The 15049-nt window shown below is 58.5% G+C and carries 17 protein-coding genes; 11 read left to right on the forward strand and 6 right to left on the reverse strand.

Features of this window, described 5'->3' with window-relative positions:
• Positions 1 to 435 precede the first annotated feature (435 nt).
• From V7730_RS11515 to V7730_RS11530, 4 genes are all read right to left on the reverse strand, one after another.
• Positions 436 to 834, reverse strand: a complete 399-nt coding sequence (locus V7730_RS11515) for a hypothetical protein (protein WP_335747737.1) — start codon at positions 832 to 834, stop codon at positions 436 to 438.
• Between the two features lie 154 nt (positions 835 to 988).
• Positions 989 to 1819: an enoyl-CoA hydratase/isomerase family protein gene (locus V7730_RS11520; protein ID WP_335747738.1), complete on the reverse strand. Its 831-nt coding sequence runs from the start codon at positions 1817 to 1819 to the stop codon at positions 989 to 991.
• Positions 1779 to 3491 carry a methionine--tRNA ligase gene (metG, locus tag V7730_RS11525; RefSeq protein WP_335747739.1) on the reverse strand — a complete coding sequence of 571 codons (1713 nt, stop codon included), beginning with the start codon at positions 3489 to 3491 and terminating at the stop codon, positions 1779 to 1781. The genes V7730_RS11520 and metG overlap by 41 nt, the downstream gene beginning before the upstream one ends.
• An 86-nt stretch (positions 3492 to 3577) precedes the next feature.
• The gene (locus V7730_RS11530; protein ID WP_335747740.1) at positions 3578 to 4810 is read right to left on the reverse strand and encodes an MFS transporter; all 1233 of its coding nucleotides are present in this window, start codon (positions 4808 to 4810) and stop codon (positions 3578 to 3580) included.
• Positions 4811 to 4967: 157 nt separating this feature from the next.
• Here V7730_RS11530 and V7730_RS11535 point away from each other — a divergent pair, with 157 nt between their 5' ends.
• The 7 genes from V7730_RS11535 to V7730_RS11565 all read left to right on the forward strand — a co-directional run bounded on the left by V7730_RS11535 (position 4968) and on the right by V7730_RS11565 (position 11694).
• Complete coding sequence (locus tag V7730_RS11535) at positions 4968 to 6011, forward strand: aldo/keto reductase (protein WP_335747741.1); 1044 nt, start codon at positions 4968 to 4970, stop codon at positions 6009 to 6011.
• A gap of 90 nt (positions 6012 to 6101) precedes the next feature.
• The gene (locus V7730_RS11540; protein WP_335747742.1) at positions 6102 to 7013 is read left to right on the forward strand and encodes a 3-keto-5-aminohexanoate cleavage protein; all 912 of its coding nucleotides are present in this window, start codon (positions 6102 to 6104) and stop codon (positions 7011 to 7013) included.
• Complete coding sequence (locus tag V7730_RS11545; RefSeq protein WP_335747743.1) at positions 7010 to 7543, forward strand: lipocalin family protein; 534 nt, start codon at positions 7010 to 7012, stop codon at positions 7541 to 7543. The genes V7730_RS11540 and V7730_RS11545 overlap by 4 nt, the downstream gene beginning before the upstream one ends.
• Positions 7540 to 9009: a carnitine 3-dehydrogenase gene (locus V7730_RS11550; protein ID WP_335747744.1), complete on the forward strand. Its 1470-nt coding sequence runs from the start codon at positions 7540 to 7542 to the stop codon at positions 9007 to 9009. Before V7730_RS11545 ends, V7730_RS11550 begins: the two co-directional genes overlap by 4 nt.
• The gene (locus V7730_RS11555) at positions 9006 to 9752 is read left to right on the forward strand and encodes an SDR family oxidoreductase (RefSeq protein ID WP_335747745.1); all 747 of its coding nucleotides are present in this window, start codon (positions 9006 to 9008) and stop codon (positions 9750 to 9752) included. The genes V7730_RS11550 and V7730_RS11555 overlap by 4 nt, the downstream gene beginning before the upstream one ends.
• 89 nt (positions 9753 to 9841) lie before the next feature.
• Positions 9842 to 10768, forward strand: coding sequence for a fatty acid desaturase (locus V7730_RS11560; protein ID WP_335747746.1), 927 nt, complete (start codon positions 9842 to 9844; stop codon positions 10766 to 10768).
• A gap of 20 nt (positions 10769 to 10788) precedes the next feature.
• Positions 10789 to 11694, forward strand: coding sequence for an EamA family transporter (locus tag V7730_RS11565; RefSeq protein ID WP_335747777.1), 906 nt, complete (start codon positions 10789 to 10791; stop codon positions 11692 to 11694).
• On the opposite strand, the gene V7730_RS11570 is transcribed toward V7730_RS11565, so the two are convergent.
• Both V7730_RS11570 and V7730_RS11575 read right to left on the reverse strand, forming a co-directional pair.
• Positions 11691 to 12398 (reverse strand): NUDIX hydrolase, encoded by a 708-nt coding sequence (locus V7730_RS11570; RefSeq protein WP_335747747.1) that lies wholly within the window; start codon positions 12396 to 12398, stop codon positions 11691 to 11693. The two genes, V7730_RS11565 and V7730_RS11570, sit on opposite strands and share 4 nt — an antisense overlap.
• Positions 12399 to 12424: 26 nt before the next feature.
• A complete protein-coding gene (locus V7730_RS11575; protein ID WP_335747778.1) occupies positions 12425 to 12775 on the reverse strand; it encodes a DUF983 domain-containing protein in 351 nt (116 codons plus the stop codon).
• 261 nt (positions 12776 to 13036) lie between these two features.
• Here V7730_RS11575 and V7730_RS11580 point away from each other — a divergent pair, with 261 nt between their 5' ends.
• From V7730_RS11580 to V7730_RS11595, 4 genes are all read left to right on the forward strand, one after another.
• On the forward strand, positions 13037 to 13579 hold the full coding sequence (locus tag V7730_RS11580) for an EF-hand domain-containing protein (RefSeq protein ID WP_335747748.1): 543 nt from the start codon (positions 13037 to 13039) through the stop codon (positions 13577 to 13579).
• A gap of 63 nt (positions 13580 to 13642) precedes the next feature.
• Positions 13643 to 14236, forward strand: coding sequence for an RNA polymerase sigma factor (locus V7730_RS11585; RefSeq protein WP_335747749.1), 594 nt, complete (start codon positions 13643 to 13645; stop codon positions 14234 to 14236).
• Positions 14217 to 14555: a hypothetical protein gene (locus V7730_RS11590; protein WP_335747750.1), complete on the forward strand. Its 339-nt coding sequence runs from the start codon at positions 14217 to 14219 to the stop codon at positions 14553 to 14555. The genes V7730_RS11585 and V7730_RS11590 overlap by 20 nt, the downstream gene beginning before the upstream one ends.
• A gap of 4 nt (positions 14556 to 14559) precedes the next feature.
• A complete protein-coding gene (locus tag V7730_RS11595) occupies positions 14560 to 15012 on the forward strand; it encodes a periplasmic heavy metal sensor (protein ID WP_335747751.1) in 453 nt (150 codons plus the stop codon).
• The last annotated feature ends 37 nt before the right edge of the window (positions 15013 to 15049 follow it).

Below are 15049 nucleotides of genomic sequence, written 5' to 3' on the forward strand. Positions count from 1 at the left end.
CAGATGCATCTTAGCCAAGCCGCAAAACTGTCCTAAAAAGCAGGACCACTTCAGGGGTATGAAACTCCCGCAGAGCGTTTCAATGCATGTGTTGCGTCGATCAGTTGAGACCGCCGCGCATAGCTGACCTTGGTGCAGATCGCAGCGAACGGCGGCTCTCCGCCCAAAGTACATTTATTTATCGCCTTAATGCGCTCTCCCAACGAGCCAGTTCCTCAAATAGTAAGTTCGATGTTTCTCCCTTTGGGTGCACCATTTTACTTTCTGATACGGATAGAAACTGTAACGCCTTGATGAGTAAGGTAATTTCTGCAGTTCGAAGCCCCTCTTTTCGCGACACGCTCAGGGGCGATGTGAAGGTCAGCCCGATCACTGCTCTCCTCAGTTCATATGATATATTTTCCCATATATTACAAGGTCTTGAGAGGTAATTCATCACAAGTTCGAACATTTCACGGAATTTTTCTCTGGGATGTGCTGTGAAGCTAAATTTTCCTCCAAAAGGGCGGTTTCAGAGCGCAACTCAGCCACCCTGCTCTCGTAAGCTCGGGCCGTCTCATCGTGCTGAGTTCGAGCAGCCCTGTCGACAAGCGACCTGACCTCTTTCTCAATTTGTCTCTGTCGAGATTTATGCCGCGAGACCTCTGCTTGATTGTCTGAACGACGGTGTTCCCACGCTTCGTCAAACATCAGCTTGGCTAGTTCGAACGTCCCGGCCGTCGGAGTAAGGTTCTGAAGCATTTCTTCGAACTGATTTTCGAGCTTATCCCTCGGAATGGACTTGCCCTGCACGCTGCAGCCCTTCGTACGCTTGCGGGATTGCTTCTCAGGCAAGTGCAACACCCTAAAGATAAGGTATGGGTTAGGGCATCATGGAGTGCCATGTTACATGGAAAGTTCAATAATGCAGCAGTATAGTGCGCTGGTCGGTGTTCAGGGGAATAACAAAAAAACATGATTGCAATGCGCACCGCCCGGACCAATTTTTTCAGCTACCGGTAAAATCCGGCGGGCGCCTTTCAACAAAAGACGCGACGCCTTCAGCTGCGTCATCGCTAGCGTGCATAAGGGTGAAGCCGTCATAGTCGCTATGGCTTGCCACATGTGCGAGAGCATTTGCGTAGGCGTTGATGTCCCTTTTGCACATGCGCAGGGCAACGGGTGGCATATGGGCTGCGGTTTCGGCCCAGCTTTGGGCCGCGTCATACGTTCCGCCTGATGGTGCAAGGCGGTCTGCGAGCCCCCAGAGAACAGCATCGGCTGCAGTCAGTTTTTCAGCTAACAGAATCAGCCGCTTGGCCTTGGCTGGGCCTACCAGATTGGTAATCCTTGGGACCGAGCCCCAAGACATGTTCAGCCCGCGCGCGATTTCAGGGATGTAGAAGGACGTGCTGTCAGAGGCAACACGAAGATCGCAGGTTGCTGCCAGCGCCAAGCCACCGCCTACGCACCAGCCTTCAACTGCGCAGATCGTGAGGGGGGCGATGTCCTCCCATGCCTTGCACAACCGTGATCCAAGAGAGAGGGCAATACGGCGTTGCGACAGAGGCATCTCTTTCAGCGCTAGGGTCGCGGGATCTGTCAGATCAAATCCAAGGCAGAAATTGTCGTCCCGCCCGCGCAGGACTACGCATGCGGTCTCGTGATCGTCCTCGAAACTGCGGGCGGCTACAGTCAATTCCTTCATCAGATCAAGCGATAGGGCGTTTGCCTTGGTGCCGCGGTCAAAGGAGACTGTAGCGATGCGGCCCGCATGCTTGATCTGAACCAGCGCCATATCAGTCGCGCTTGCCCGCAAAGCGCGTTGCCCATTCTTCACGCTGCTCATCGGTGATTTTGGCGAACAGAACCTCTGGGACCTCGAACACGTGACCTGCGGTCAGCTGCGCCACTGCCGCGGGAATATCCTCCGGCCAGCCGACATCAGCGATTTTCATACCCGCCAGCATCTTTTCCGCGGCATCGGGAATGAAGGGGGCTGCGAGTGTCGCGTAGAGCGGGATCAGGTTCAGGGCGAGCCGCACTTGCGCTGCCGCTTTGTCGGGATCGGTCTTGAACGTGGTCCACGGTGCCTGCGCTTGCAGGTATTCGTTGCCAGCAGCCCAGATTGCGCGCAGCTCGGCGGCTGATTTGCGGACTTCCATCTTGTCCATCTGCTCGGCGTAGTGCGCCACACGTTCGGTTAGATCAGCGATTAGCGCATTCTCGGCTTTGCCGTATTCGCCTGCCTCTGGCACAGCTTCGCCAAACTTGGCGCGGCAGAATTTGGTAATGCGGCTGACGAAGTTGCCCAGAACATCCGCGAGGTCTTTGTTTACGTCTGTCTGGAATGCCTCCCACGTGAATTCGGAATCAGATGTTTCTGGCGCGTGGCTCAGCAGCCACCAGCGCCAGTAGTCGGCGGGCAGAATTTCCAGCGCCTGATCCATGAACACACCGCGCCCACGCGAAGTGGAGAACTGGCCGCCGTCGTAGTTGAGGTAGTTGAACGATTTAATGTAATCGACCAGTTTCCACGGCTCGTTTGAGCCCATGATCGTGGCTGGGAAGCTGAGCGTATGGAAGGGCACGTTATCCTTGCCCATAAACTGGGTATAGCGCACATCATCGGCGCCTTTATCGGTGCGCCACCAGCGCTCCCAATCAGTGCCCTTGCCGGCATCGACCCATTCTTGTGCGCAGGCGATGTATTCGATGGGTGCGTCAAACCAGACGTAGAAAACCTTGCCTTCCATGCCGGGCCAATCTTCGTCACCACGTTTAACGGGCACACCCCATTTGAGGTCGCGGGTAATGCCACGGTCTTGCAGGCCGTCGCCGTCATGCAGCCATTTCTGGGCAATTGAGGTGGTAAGGACAGGCCAGTCTGTCTTGCTTTCGATCCAGTCGTTCAGGCGGTCTTTCATCTGGGACTGCTTCAAGAACAGGTGCTTGGTCGCACGCATTTCCAGATCGGTAGCACCCGACACGGTTGAGCGCGGGTTGATCAGGTCTTCGGGGTCAAGCTGCTTGGTGCAGTTGTCACATTGATCGCCTCGCGCGTCTTCAAAGCCGCAGTTGGGGCAGGTGCCCTCGACATAGCGATCAGGAAGGAAGCGGCCATCTGTCTCGGAATAGATCTGGCTCTGCTCAACTTCGTCGATAAGGCCCTCATCGGCCAGCGCACCTGCAAAATGCTGGGTCAGGTGCCTGTTTTGCTCTGATGACGAACGGCCGAAGTGATCAAAGCTGAGCCCGAAGCCCTGCGCGATGTCGCGTTGCACGGCGTACATCTCGGCGCAGTATTCCTCGACGGGTTTGCCAGCCTTTGCAGCGGCCAGTTCGGCCGGTGTGCCGTGCTCGTCCGTGGCGCAGAGGAACAGAACCTCGTTGCCGCGGCTGCGCAGGTAGCGGGCATAAAGGTCTGCTGGCAGCTGACTGCCTACCAGATTGCCGAGATGTTTGATGCCGTTGATATAGGGAATTGCGGAGGTGATCAGATGACGTGTCATAATGCGGCCTTTTCTGTGCTTGGGTGTGCTTTAGCAGGGCAGGCGCGGTCCTGCCAGAGGCAGGCTGCCCGCAACGACGTGCCTGATCACTCGCTGCGGGGTTTTTCGCGGGTGCGTCCGGTCAATCGTCCGATAATAAAGCTAGTGCGCAGCGCGTTGATGTATGCGGTCCGTTTGCGCGGTGTGCGACCAGATCGCATGCGGATGACGCCGAAAGCGATCAGCAGACCATGGCCTGCGGCCAACATGACAAACAGCGCTTTGGGGCCATAAACGTCAATCAGAATCGACGCGCCGTAGGGGGCTGCGATAGCACCCATGGCAAACCAGAACATCAGCGCGGCAGAAAGCTCGACCCTCTCATCGGAGCTGGCAAAGTCATGGGCATGCGCGGCAGCGACGGAATAGATCGGGAAAGTCGTCAGCCCGAACAGCGCTGAGGAAAGCAGTATCCCCATCACGCCGAGGTGTGCCGTGGACATTGTCACAGCGCAGCTGCCAATGGCCGCGACCGACAGCCAGATCAGCACTTTGCGGCGGTCAAATTTGTCCGCGATCCAGCCCACAGGAAATTGCGCGAGCGCGCCGCCAACGACGAAAGATGCCAGAAACCACGCAATTTGCCCTGCACTCAGCCCCATTTCCTGGCCATAGATCGGGCCCACCATCCGGAAGGATGCACTGGAAAGGGCGGCGGCGATTACGCCGGCCACCGCCAGTGGGGAGCGGGTATAGGCCAGACCGGGCCGCAGTCGGGGGGACTTCGGCGTCTCTGGCTGCGTCGCGGTGGTAAGAGTGATCGGTAAAAGGGCCGCACAGCAAAGGATCGCCAGAATATTATATGAGATATAGTCTGCCGGTGCCAAAATGCCGACGATGCCTTGGGCACACAGGCTGCCCGTCATGTCGACCATACGGTAGGTGCCCATGGCGCGGCCACGGGTTGCATTGGTGACTTTGGACTGAAGCCATGCCTCGACCACCGTGTAACAGCCCGCCACACATAGGCCTGACGCCACGCGCATCAGCGCCCATGCGTAGGGATTGATGACCATCATGTGCGCCAACAATCCGATGCTGCCAGCGGCAGTGAAGGCGGCAAAGGCGCGGCTATGCCCCACCGTGCCCAGCAGGCGTGGGGCAAACCAGCATCCAATGAAAAAACCGAAGAAATGCGCTGAGCCGAGCATCCCGATCTCTTGGTTGCTGAACCCCAACGCCGAGCCTGAAAGCACATCCAACGGGCCAACCCCGCCAGAAGAAAGCTGCAAAAGGACAACCGAAAGAAACAGCGCCGCAAAGGAGATCATCATCCGCATACCGAATGTTTGCGCGCTTTTGTTGATCGAAGGCTAGCGAAAACCGACACGAATGTCGGATTCTTTTACAATACCCTAGGCTTGGCTCTGAATCGTGCTTGCGGCTGGCGGTGGCCTGCGTACCTTGCCCGCAATTCATAGGAACGAGGAGTCGCACATGCATATGACAACACTGGGTCGCACGGGCATCGAAGTGTCCAAATTCTGTCTTGGCTCAATGACTTGGGGCACGCAGAACACCCTTGCAGAGGGCCACGCGCAGATCGAACGCGCCTTGGCCGCAGCTATCAACTTTGTCGACACTGCAGAGATGTATCCCGTCAATCCGCTCAGCGCCGAGACGCAAGGCAGAACCGAAGAGGTCATCGGGGAATGGTTTGCAGCCACCTCGCGGCGTAGCGATATGGTGCTGGCCACGAAACACTCCGGCGAAGGTATTGCCTATGTGCGGGACGGCGCGCCGATCACGGCAGAGTCGATCCCCCTAGCGCTCGACGGCTCACTGGCGCGGCTCAAGACTGACTATATCGACCTCTACCAGTTCCATTGGCCCAATCGCGGCAGCTATATGTTCCGCCAAAACTGGCGTTACGACCCATCCAGCCAGTCGCGCGCGGAAACGATCCAGAACATGGAAGATTGCCTTGGCGCGCTTCAGCGCGAGGTTGATCGCGGGCGAATCCGTGCTTTCGGCATGAGCAACGAGAGCGCATGGGGCCTGACTCAGTGGGCCAACGCGGCGGAGCGGGTAGGCGGGCCACGTGTGGCAACAGTGCAGAATGAATACTCTCTCATGTGCCGCCTGGCAGATACCGACGTGGCAGAGACTTGCTATAACGAAGATATCGGCATGTTGTCTTTCTCGCCTTTGGCGACGGGGTTGTTGACGGGTAAATATCAAGGTGGCGCGGTACCCGAAGGTTCACGCCTGTCGTTAAGCCCCGAGCTGGGCGGGCGCAAAACGCCGGGCGCTTTTGAGGCGGTTCAGGCCTATCTGGATGTGGCGGACAAGCACGGGATCGATCCTGTGCATATGGCGATGGCTTTTGTTCGCGACCGGCCCTTTATGGCCAGTGTCATTTTTGGCGCGACCTCTGTGGCGCAGCTTGATCACATTCTGGCTGGTGCCGATCTGGTGCTGGGCGATGAGATTATGGTGGATATCGATGCGGCACACCGCGCGCATCCGATGCCTTACTAAAGCTTAAAGACGACAAATCCTGCCGCTTTTGGGGATGGAAAAGTGCCATGCCCTCGCGCAGTATCACGCTAAAATAACTGGGAGAATATCATGCCACTAGCCATGAACCGCGAGGTCTTTATCACCTGTGCCGTCACCGGATCGGGTGCCACTCAAGACCGCAGCCATCATGTGCCGCGTAGTCCCGAGCAGATCGCCGATAGCGCGATTGCCGCGGCCAAGGCCGGTGCCGCAGTGGTGCATTGCCACGTGCGCGACCCACAGACAGGCGCGCCAAGCCGCGATGTGGCGCTGTACCGCGAGGTTACAGAGCGTATTCGTGACAGCGATACGGATGTTGTGCTAAACCTCACGGCGGGCATGGGCGGGGACATCGTTTTTGGGGGTGTCGAGAACCCGATGGATCTCAACGCTGCTGGTACAGACATGGCGGGTGCGACCGAGCGGATGGCCCACATCACTGAATGTTTGCCGGAAATCTGCACGCTTGATTGCGGCACCATGAACTTTGCCGAGGCAGACTACGTGATGACCAACACGCCGGGAATGCTGGTGGCGATGGGGCAAATGATGACCGATCTGGGCGTAAAGCCCGAGATCGAAGCCTTTGATACTGGTCACCTTTGGTACGCTAAAGAGCTGGTCAAGCAGGGCGTTCTGGACAGCCCCGCGCTGGTGCAGCTTTGTATGGGCGTCAAATGGGGCGCTCCGGATGACCTCAATACTTTCATGGCGATGGCAAACAATGTGCCCGATGACTGGACGTTCTCGGCCTTCGGGTTGGGGCGCAACCAGATGGCCTACGTCGCGGCAAGCGTGCTGGCGGGTGGCCATGTGCGTGTGGGACTGGAAGATAACCTGTGGCTCGACAAAGGCGTGCTGGCGGAGAACCACGAACTGGTCACCCGCGCGCGTGGCATCATTGAGGCGATGGGCGCCACGTTGATCGGACCTGCGCAGGTACGTGAGAAACTGGGTCTGCAAAAGCGGATGCCGAAGTGATCCGAGGGCTTCTTACGGCAGCGTTGGTGGCGCTGGGCGCTTGCGCCGGAGAGCTGCCCGCGCCGCTGCCCGTCGGCCCTATCTACCGCGACCAAAGCGCGTTGATCGGGGTGACCTCCCGCTTTGACGAAAAGAAGTTCGGGGGCGTGTGGTACGTCCGTGCGGGTTTTGATCGGGATATTGACCGCATGGCGTTTCGTATCATTGACGGTCCCAAGGGCTCTGTGATGCGGCTTGGGGTGTTTGTTTGCGATCCTGCGGGCGTATGTGGAGATTATTCCGAAGACTTGCCGCTGACACGTCAGGGCAAAGGCCAGTTCCGCGTGAAAATGCCAAATGGGCAAACCCGTAATTTCTGGGTGCTTTGGGTCGACGAAGGATTCCGCACGGCGGTTCTAGGCAACAAAACGGGCGATTTCGGCTGGATCGTGGATCGCAGTACCAAAGGTGGTGCAGACCGAATCAAGGCCGCGCGCGAGATACTAGATTTCAACGGATATGATGTCCGCCAACTAAGGACGGTAAAATGAGCAAAACAGCAGCAATTATTGGCGGCGGTGTAATTGGCGGGGGATGGGCCGCGCGCTTTATCCTCAATGGTTGGAACGTACAGATTTTTGACCCTGATCCGCAAACCGAACGCAAGATCGGCGAAGTGATGGCGAACGCGAGGCGCTCGCTGCCAGGTCTGACGGATCTGGCACTGCCTGACGAAGGCACCCTGAGCTTTCACGACACGATAGCGGAGGCCGTGTCCGGTGCCGCTTGGATACAGGAAAGCGTGCCCGAGCGCTTGGAGATCAAGCATAAGACATTCGCCGAGATTCAAGCCGCCTGTGCGTCTGATGCAGTGATCGGCTCTTCCACCTCGGGCTTCAAACCATCAGAATTGCAGCAAGGCGCCACGCGCCCCGAGCAGATCATGGTCGCGCACCCGTTCAATCCGGTCTACCTGCTGCCGCTGATTGAGCTGGTCACAACCGATGCTGATCCCGCGCTTGTCGAGACCGCGAAGGGCATTATTTCTTCGCTCGGGATGTACCCGCTGCACCTGAAGAAAGAGATCGACGCCCATGTGGCCGACCGCTTCCTTGAGGCGGTCTGGCGCGAGGCGCTGTGGCTGGTTAAGGACGGCATCGCAACCACGGAAGAAATCGACAACGCGATCCGTTATGGCTTTGGTATCCGCTGGGCGCAGATGGGCCTGTTCGAAACCTACCGCGTGGCTGGCGGTGAGGCCGGCATGAAGCACTTCATGGCGCAATTTGGACCCGCGCTGAAATGGCCATGGACCAAGCTGATGGATGTCCCCGACTTCAACGACGAACTCGTGGATCTGATCGCAGGCCAGTCGGATGAGCAATCAGGCATGCACTCGATTCGCGAACTGGAACGCATCCGCGACAACAACCTTGTTGTGATGATGCGCGGTCTGAAGGCGCAGGATTGGGGCGCGGGTGCTTTGCTGAACGCGCAAGAACGTGAAATGCGCGTAGGCACGGTGCATGGCGCTGTGGCGGCGGACCTACCTGCCGATCAACTGGTTGAGACAGCGCACCGCACAGTGCCGCTCAACTGGACAGACTATAACGGTCACATGACGGAATCGCGTTATTTGCAGGCCTTCGCGGATGCGACGGACCGGTTCATGGCGATCATCGGTTGTGATGCAGAGTATATCTCGTCCGGCGGCAGCTACTTTACCGCCGAGACACATATCCGCCATCTGGATGAAGTCCACGCAGGCGCGCGCGTTACCGTACGCACCCGTGTGGTTGTGGGTGAGGGCAAAAAGATGCACCTGTGGCACGAGATGTACGAAGGCGACCGTTTGCTGGCCACAGGAGAGCATTTCTTGCTGCACGTAAGCCTTGAGACCCGCAAATCCACGCCCCCCGCGCCGCATATCGAAGCAGCACTGGTGCGCTTTGCGGCCGGCCACGCAGGATTGCCGTCTCCCGAAGGGCTGGGCCGCTCAATCGGCGCGGCAAAATGAAGCGCGTCCTGATCACAGCCGGCGCTTCGGGCATTGGCCGCGCTATGGGCGCCGCGTTCGAGGCGGCGGGTATGGAGGTTTGGGTAACAGACCTGGATGAGGATGCCTTGGCGGCGCTGCCGACGACGTGGAGCAGCCGCAAGGCGAACGCCGTGGATGAAAACGCAATGGCGCAGGTGGTGGCCGAGATGGGCAGCATTGACGTGCTTTGCGCCAATGCCGGCATTGCTGGCCCAACGGCGCTGGTCGAGGACATCGCGCTGGAAGACTGGCGTGCCTGCGTCAGTGTCAATCTTGAGGGCGCGTTTCTGGCGGCCAAGCATGCAGCGCCGCGAATGAAAGCCGCAGGGCAGGGGGCGATCATCCTCACGTCATCGACTGCGGGCCTTTACGGCTATCCCAACCGCGCGCCCTATGCGGCGGCGAAATGGGCGATTATCGGCTTGATGAAAACATTGGCGATGGAGCTGGGACCCTTCGGTATCCGCGCCAATGCGATCTGTCCGGGGGCGGTTGAGGGCGACCGCATGGAAGGCGTCCTTGCGAGGGAGGCTGCGGCCAAGGGGATGACCCGTGATCAGGTCTATGACGGCTATGCCTCCGGTACCTCGATGCGCCGGTTTGTTGAGGCAGAGGACATCGCCAATATGGCAGTCTTTTTGGGCTCCGACGCGGCACGGCTGGTATCGGGGCAAGTGATCGCCGTGGACGGCCATACTGAAAACCCTGACCCCAAAGTCTAATCTCTTGGGCATGTCGTTCTCGGGACAGCGCTGTTGCGCCGATTGCTTTAATCTTTCCCAATCAACAACAGCAAGGGCGCAGACACTGCATGAATCACAGCAAGACCTACCCACCGCAACCGCGCAAAATGGTGCAGTGGGATTGGCCGACGCTTGGGCTGTTCGCCGGTGTCTTGGGTCTCTGGGGTATCGCGCTATTGCTACCTGCGGGATGGGGGGCGGTTGCCTTTGTGCTGCTGGTTCTCGCGCTCACTCTGCACAGCTCTCTTAGTCACGAATTCCTGCATGGCCACCCTTTTGGGGCAGAGCGCGCCGAGACCCTTTTGGGTTTGTGGCAGCCAGGGCTGTTTGTGCCCTACCTGCGGTTCAAGCGCACCCATCTTGCCCACCACCGCGATGCCAGATTGACTGATCCTTACGACGATCCGGAAACCAATTACCTTGATCCCGAAGTTTGGGCCCGTCTGCCGCGCTGGCAGCGTGGCCTGTTGTGGATCAACAATACACTGGCGGGGCGCATCGCATTGGGCCCTGCGATTGGCATGGTGGCATTCATTCGTAAAGACCTAGCTGACGCTCGGTCAGGTCAGCGGGAAATTGTGACGGATTGGCTGATACATATTCCGGGTGCTGTTCTGTCCCTCTGGGCGGTCGTGCTGTCTGATCTGAGTATCTGGCTCTATCTTGCTGCGTGCTATGGTGCTTTGTCGGTGTTGAAAATCCGGACCTTTCTGGAACATCAGGCAGACGCGCGTGTCTCGGGGCGGACCGTGATCATTGAGGATCGCGGCCTGCTTGGGTTCTTGTTTCTCAACAACAACCTGCACGTGGTGCACCATATGCACCCCAAGGCTGCATGGTACGAGCTTTGGCCGCTTTACCTTGAGCGGCGCGCGCGGTTTGTGACGCGCAATCACGGCTATGTCTATCCGTCCTACGGAGCCATCTTTCGCCGTTACCTGTGGAGGACCAAAGACCCCGTTGCGCATCCGCTCTGGCATACAGACGCGGATTGATGCAGGAGAACGGCATGAACATGCCTGACCTCTGGATCATCGTTACCCTGTTTGCCGCTGCTTTTCAGACGGTGCGCTTTATGCTGCAAAAGGTATTGGCCACGGCCACGCTTTCGCCCGCAGGGGCAACTTTTTCGCGCTTCATCTATTCGGCACCGTTCATAGCCGCCTTGCTGGCGACATACATGCATATGACACAAGCGAGCCTGCCAGAGCTTGGTGCGCGTTTCTGGAGTTTTGGCCTGCTGGGCGGCACGACGCAGATCCTCGCCACGGTCTGTGTTGTTGCGTTGTTCAAAGAACGCAACTTTGCCGTGGGGATTACGTTCAAGAAAACCGAAGTCATCCAGACCGTATTGGTCGGGCTGGTGCTGCTGGGGGAACTGGTGAGCTGGGGCGGCTTTGCAGCCATTGCGCTGGGGCTGGTGGGATTGCTGCTGCTGTCGGGTGGCAAAGAGGCGACGGGCTTTCACCTGTCGGACTTGCGCAACCGCGCAGCAGGGCTTGGCATAGCCTCCGGCATCTTGTTTGCGTTTTCAGCCGTCAGCTATCGCGGAGCGACCTTGTCGCTGGCAGCTGATGACCCGCTGCTGCGCGCCGGTGTGACCCTGATGGCGGTGGTGATCATGCAAACGCTTATCATGGCCGTTTGGCTGTATTTCCGCGAAAGCGGAGAGATGGTGCGCGTTTGGCGTGCCCGCCGCGTGGCGCTGTGGATAGGACTAACCTCGATGGGTGGCTCGCTGTGCTGGTTCATCGCCTTCACGCTGCAAAACGCGGCTTACGTCAAGGCGTTGGGGCAGGTCGAGCTGATCCTGAGCGTGCTGGCATCCACGCTTTTCTTCCGCGAAAAGATCACCGCCCGAGAGGCCTGCGGGATCGCCATTCTGGTGGCGTCGATCCTACTCCTGATCCTCGCGATCTAGTTCTGCCCTTTGTAGGGTGTGGTGTGACCACGCATCCGCAGGAATAGGCTCTCTTCATCGTTGTTCTTGAAATAAGGGACAGAGGCAGGTGGCTCCAGTTCACGTGCTCGCGCCTCGACCTCGGCCAGAACGACTTCGGTGATGAAGGGCATGTCAAAGCTGCGGGCTTCGGTCAGAGGCACCCATTGTAGGTGCGAAAGCTCGTCGCAGGCGTTGTCGAAATTGTCCGGATCACTGGCGATCGCATCCACATCAACCAAGAAGAACCGCGCATCAAACCGGCGGGGCCGACCGGGAGGGGTCAGGGCGCGAAAGACAAACTGCAATGGTTCGGCGTGCGGCAGGTGGCCACTGGCGGCAAATGTTCCCCAGTCAGCAGGAATTTCATCTGGCCACGTTCCCTTGGTCCCCAGGATCAGGCCAGTCTCTTCCCAAAGCTCACGAATGGCGGCGACGGGGATGGCACGGGCAAGGGCAGGATCGGCGTCTTCTGCGATCCTTGCAGCACATTGCGCTGGCAAGGATGAGCCAAGCGGCACATGGGCGTCCGCCGCATCCACAGCACCGCCGGGGAAGACAAACTTGTTTGGCATAAAGGCCGCTTTTGATCCGCGCTGGCCCATCAAGATGGAAGGCGTCGTCATCCGGTCACGGATCACAATTACCGTCGCCGCGTTGCGGATCGCCGTTTTATCAATGCTCATAGGCCCTCATGCTGTCGCGGGGCCGGTCAGGTGCTGCGTGCAAAGCCGCCCATTTCCTTGGCCCATTGGAAGCCTATCAAGGCTCCCTTCAATCTAGGAAGAAGGTAGAGCGACAATCCCACCGTGCCAACTGCAAATATCGTAAACAGCACAATAGGTTCTGGCCGGAACTGCACAAAGACCACATGCAGCATCGGTGCCATCAAATGCCCGACAATAAGAATGGTCAGGTAGGCCGGGCCATCATCAGCGCGGTGGTGTTGGAATTCTTGCTCACAGACGGTGCAATGGTCATGCACCTTCAGATAGCCGTACAGCAGGGGGCCCGCACCGCAATTCGGGCACTTCCTACGCCATCCGCGTAGCATGGCAGGCATGCGTAGCCGCTCTTGTGTCGTGTCTTGAACGTTTGTGGCAATGGCTGGCTGTGCGGCTGAATTCGGCATGGCTCTATCCTGCTAAGTCTGTTGGCTTATAAATGGGCCAAGTGTGCTTGAAATGAAAGGTGGCGATTTGTCTCAACTCTGGCGCGCAATTTTTTTCTACGACTATCCGCGACGGAACTCCGGCGGTGCGGCGTACTAATACCAACTGCACGGCAAGAATGACCGTTGCAGGAGATGAAAACGGAGTACACCATGTTTAAAGAAACATTCACCGCAATGGCGATCGTAGCAGGTCTTGTCGCAACATCGGCTCAGGCACGTGACGGTGGCGGCGAAGCCCGCATGCAACAGCGCTTTGGCCAGATTGACATCAACAGCGATGGTCAGGTCGCGGTAGAAGAGTTGCAGGCGCAGGCCGCGACACGGTTCAAGGCTGCGGATACTGATGGCAACGGTGCGCTGTCCGCTGAGGAAATCAGCGCAAGCATGCAAGAGCGCCACAAGGACCACATGCTCCAGCGTTTTGACGCGGACGGCGATGGCAAGCTGAGCGATGAAGAACTCTCCAAGGTGAAAAGCAAGGATGGCAAACGTGACAAACGCGCCGCCAAGCATTTCGAACGGATGGACGCTGACAAAAGTGGCGATATCTCTATGGAAGAAATGCACAGCCGTCGCGATCCGGCCAAAATGGTCACAAAGCTGGATGCCGACAAGAGCGGTGGTCTGAGCCTTGAGGAGTTTGCAAAGGCGCGCGGTCATGGCAAACACAAGATGAAGCGCGACGCAGACTAAGCTTTTGCTTAACACCGTCCGGCCCTTGTACGCAGAGGGCCGGATGGATAGCGGAAAGAGACATTGAAAGATACTCAGGACCATACCGCCGCGCGCGATGCGGATGCCGCCCTTTTGGCGCGCTATGCTGCTGGTGACGGTGCGGCGGCAAGGTTGCTTGCTGCCCGTCTGTCGCCGCGTGCCTATGCTCATGCCTATCGGGTGCTGGGTGACGGGGCCGAGGCCGAAGACGTCACGCAAGAAGCCATGTTGAGGCTTTGGAAACAGGCTGGAAACTGGGATGAAGGACGTGCACAGGCGGCGACTTGGCTTTACCGTGTGGTGGCCAATCTGTGTACCGACAGGCTGAGGCAACGCCGTACCAAAACACTGGACGAGATCGACGCCCCCGCCGATCCGTCGCCTGGTGTGGAGGCAAGGCTGCAAGATGGCGCGCGTCATGACGCGCTTCAGGCCGCGCTGCTACGCTTGCCTGAACGGCAGCGTCAGGCTGTGGTCTTGCGCCACATCGAAGGGTTGGCGAACCCCGAAATCGCCGAGATACTGGACGTGGGTGTTGAGGCTGTAGAAAGCCTGACCGCCCGTGGCAAACGCGCGCTTACGGCTGATCTGGCCGGTATGCGCGATGCATTGGGATATGATGATGAAACAGTCTGACAGCTTTGATCTTGAAGCGGTGTTTGAGGCCGCCCGTGCGGCTCCACCACAGATGCCCACCGCCTTGCTGGCGCGTATTGAAGCCGATACGCAGGCGCAGCAACGGCCTGCGCCCATCTGGCGCAGGCTACTGGATGCCATCGGCGGTCCCGCAGGGCTGGGCGGACTGGTGACGGCGACTGTCGCGGGGTTCTGGCTGGGCGTTGCGCCGCCTGCGGACACGCTTGACCTGCTGGTGCTGATCGGTGCAACCGAGCAGGCGACAGATGATGATTTTGCGGACCTCTCAGGGTTCGGTTGGTACAGTGAAGAGGGTTAAGGATATGGCTGAAGTGAAACAAAAACGCCGCTGGATGCCTGTTGTGCTGGGCTTGTCGCTGGCGGTGAATTTTGCGGTTGCTGCTGCCGTTGTGGGAGCGTCTTGGCGCCACAGGAGCGGCGATCACCGTGAAGAGCGGGTGGCGCGGGGCGGTGCGATATACATGCAAGCGCTTCCGCGCGAGGCGCGTCACGCGCTGCGTCAACAGTTGCGCGCCGCAGAGCCCAAGCGGATGGAGACCGGCGACATGATCGCGGTACTTCGGCAAGATCCCTTTGACGCGTCTGCCGCAACGCGCGTGCTGGTGGCAGAACGCTATGCCGGTCTTGCTCGTCAGGGAACCGCAACCGCAATGTGGCTGGATTACGTGACCTCAATGACGGTGTCAGAGCGCAATGCCTATGCCGACCGGTTGCAGCACTTGCTCGATAGACGTCCACCGCAAAAACGGCCCTAATATGATAATTGCGATGTGGCTTTTGGAGGGATCGGCA

The organism is Sulfitobacter sp. (assembly GCF_036961165.1).
In the GTDB taxonomy this organism is placed as follows: Bacteria; Pseudomonadota; Alphaproteobacteria; order Rhodobacterales; family Rhodobacteraceae; genus Sulfitobacter.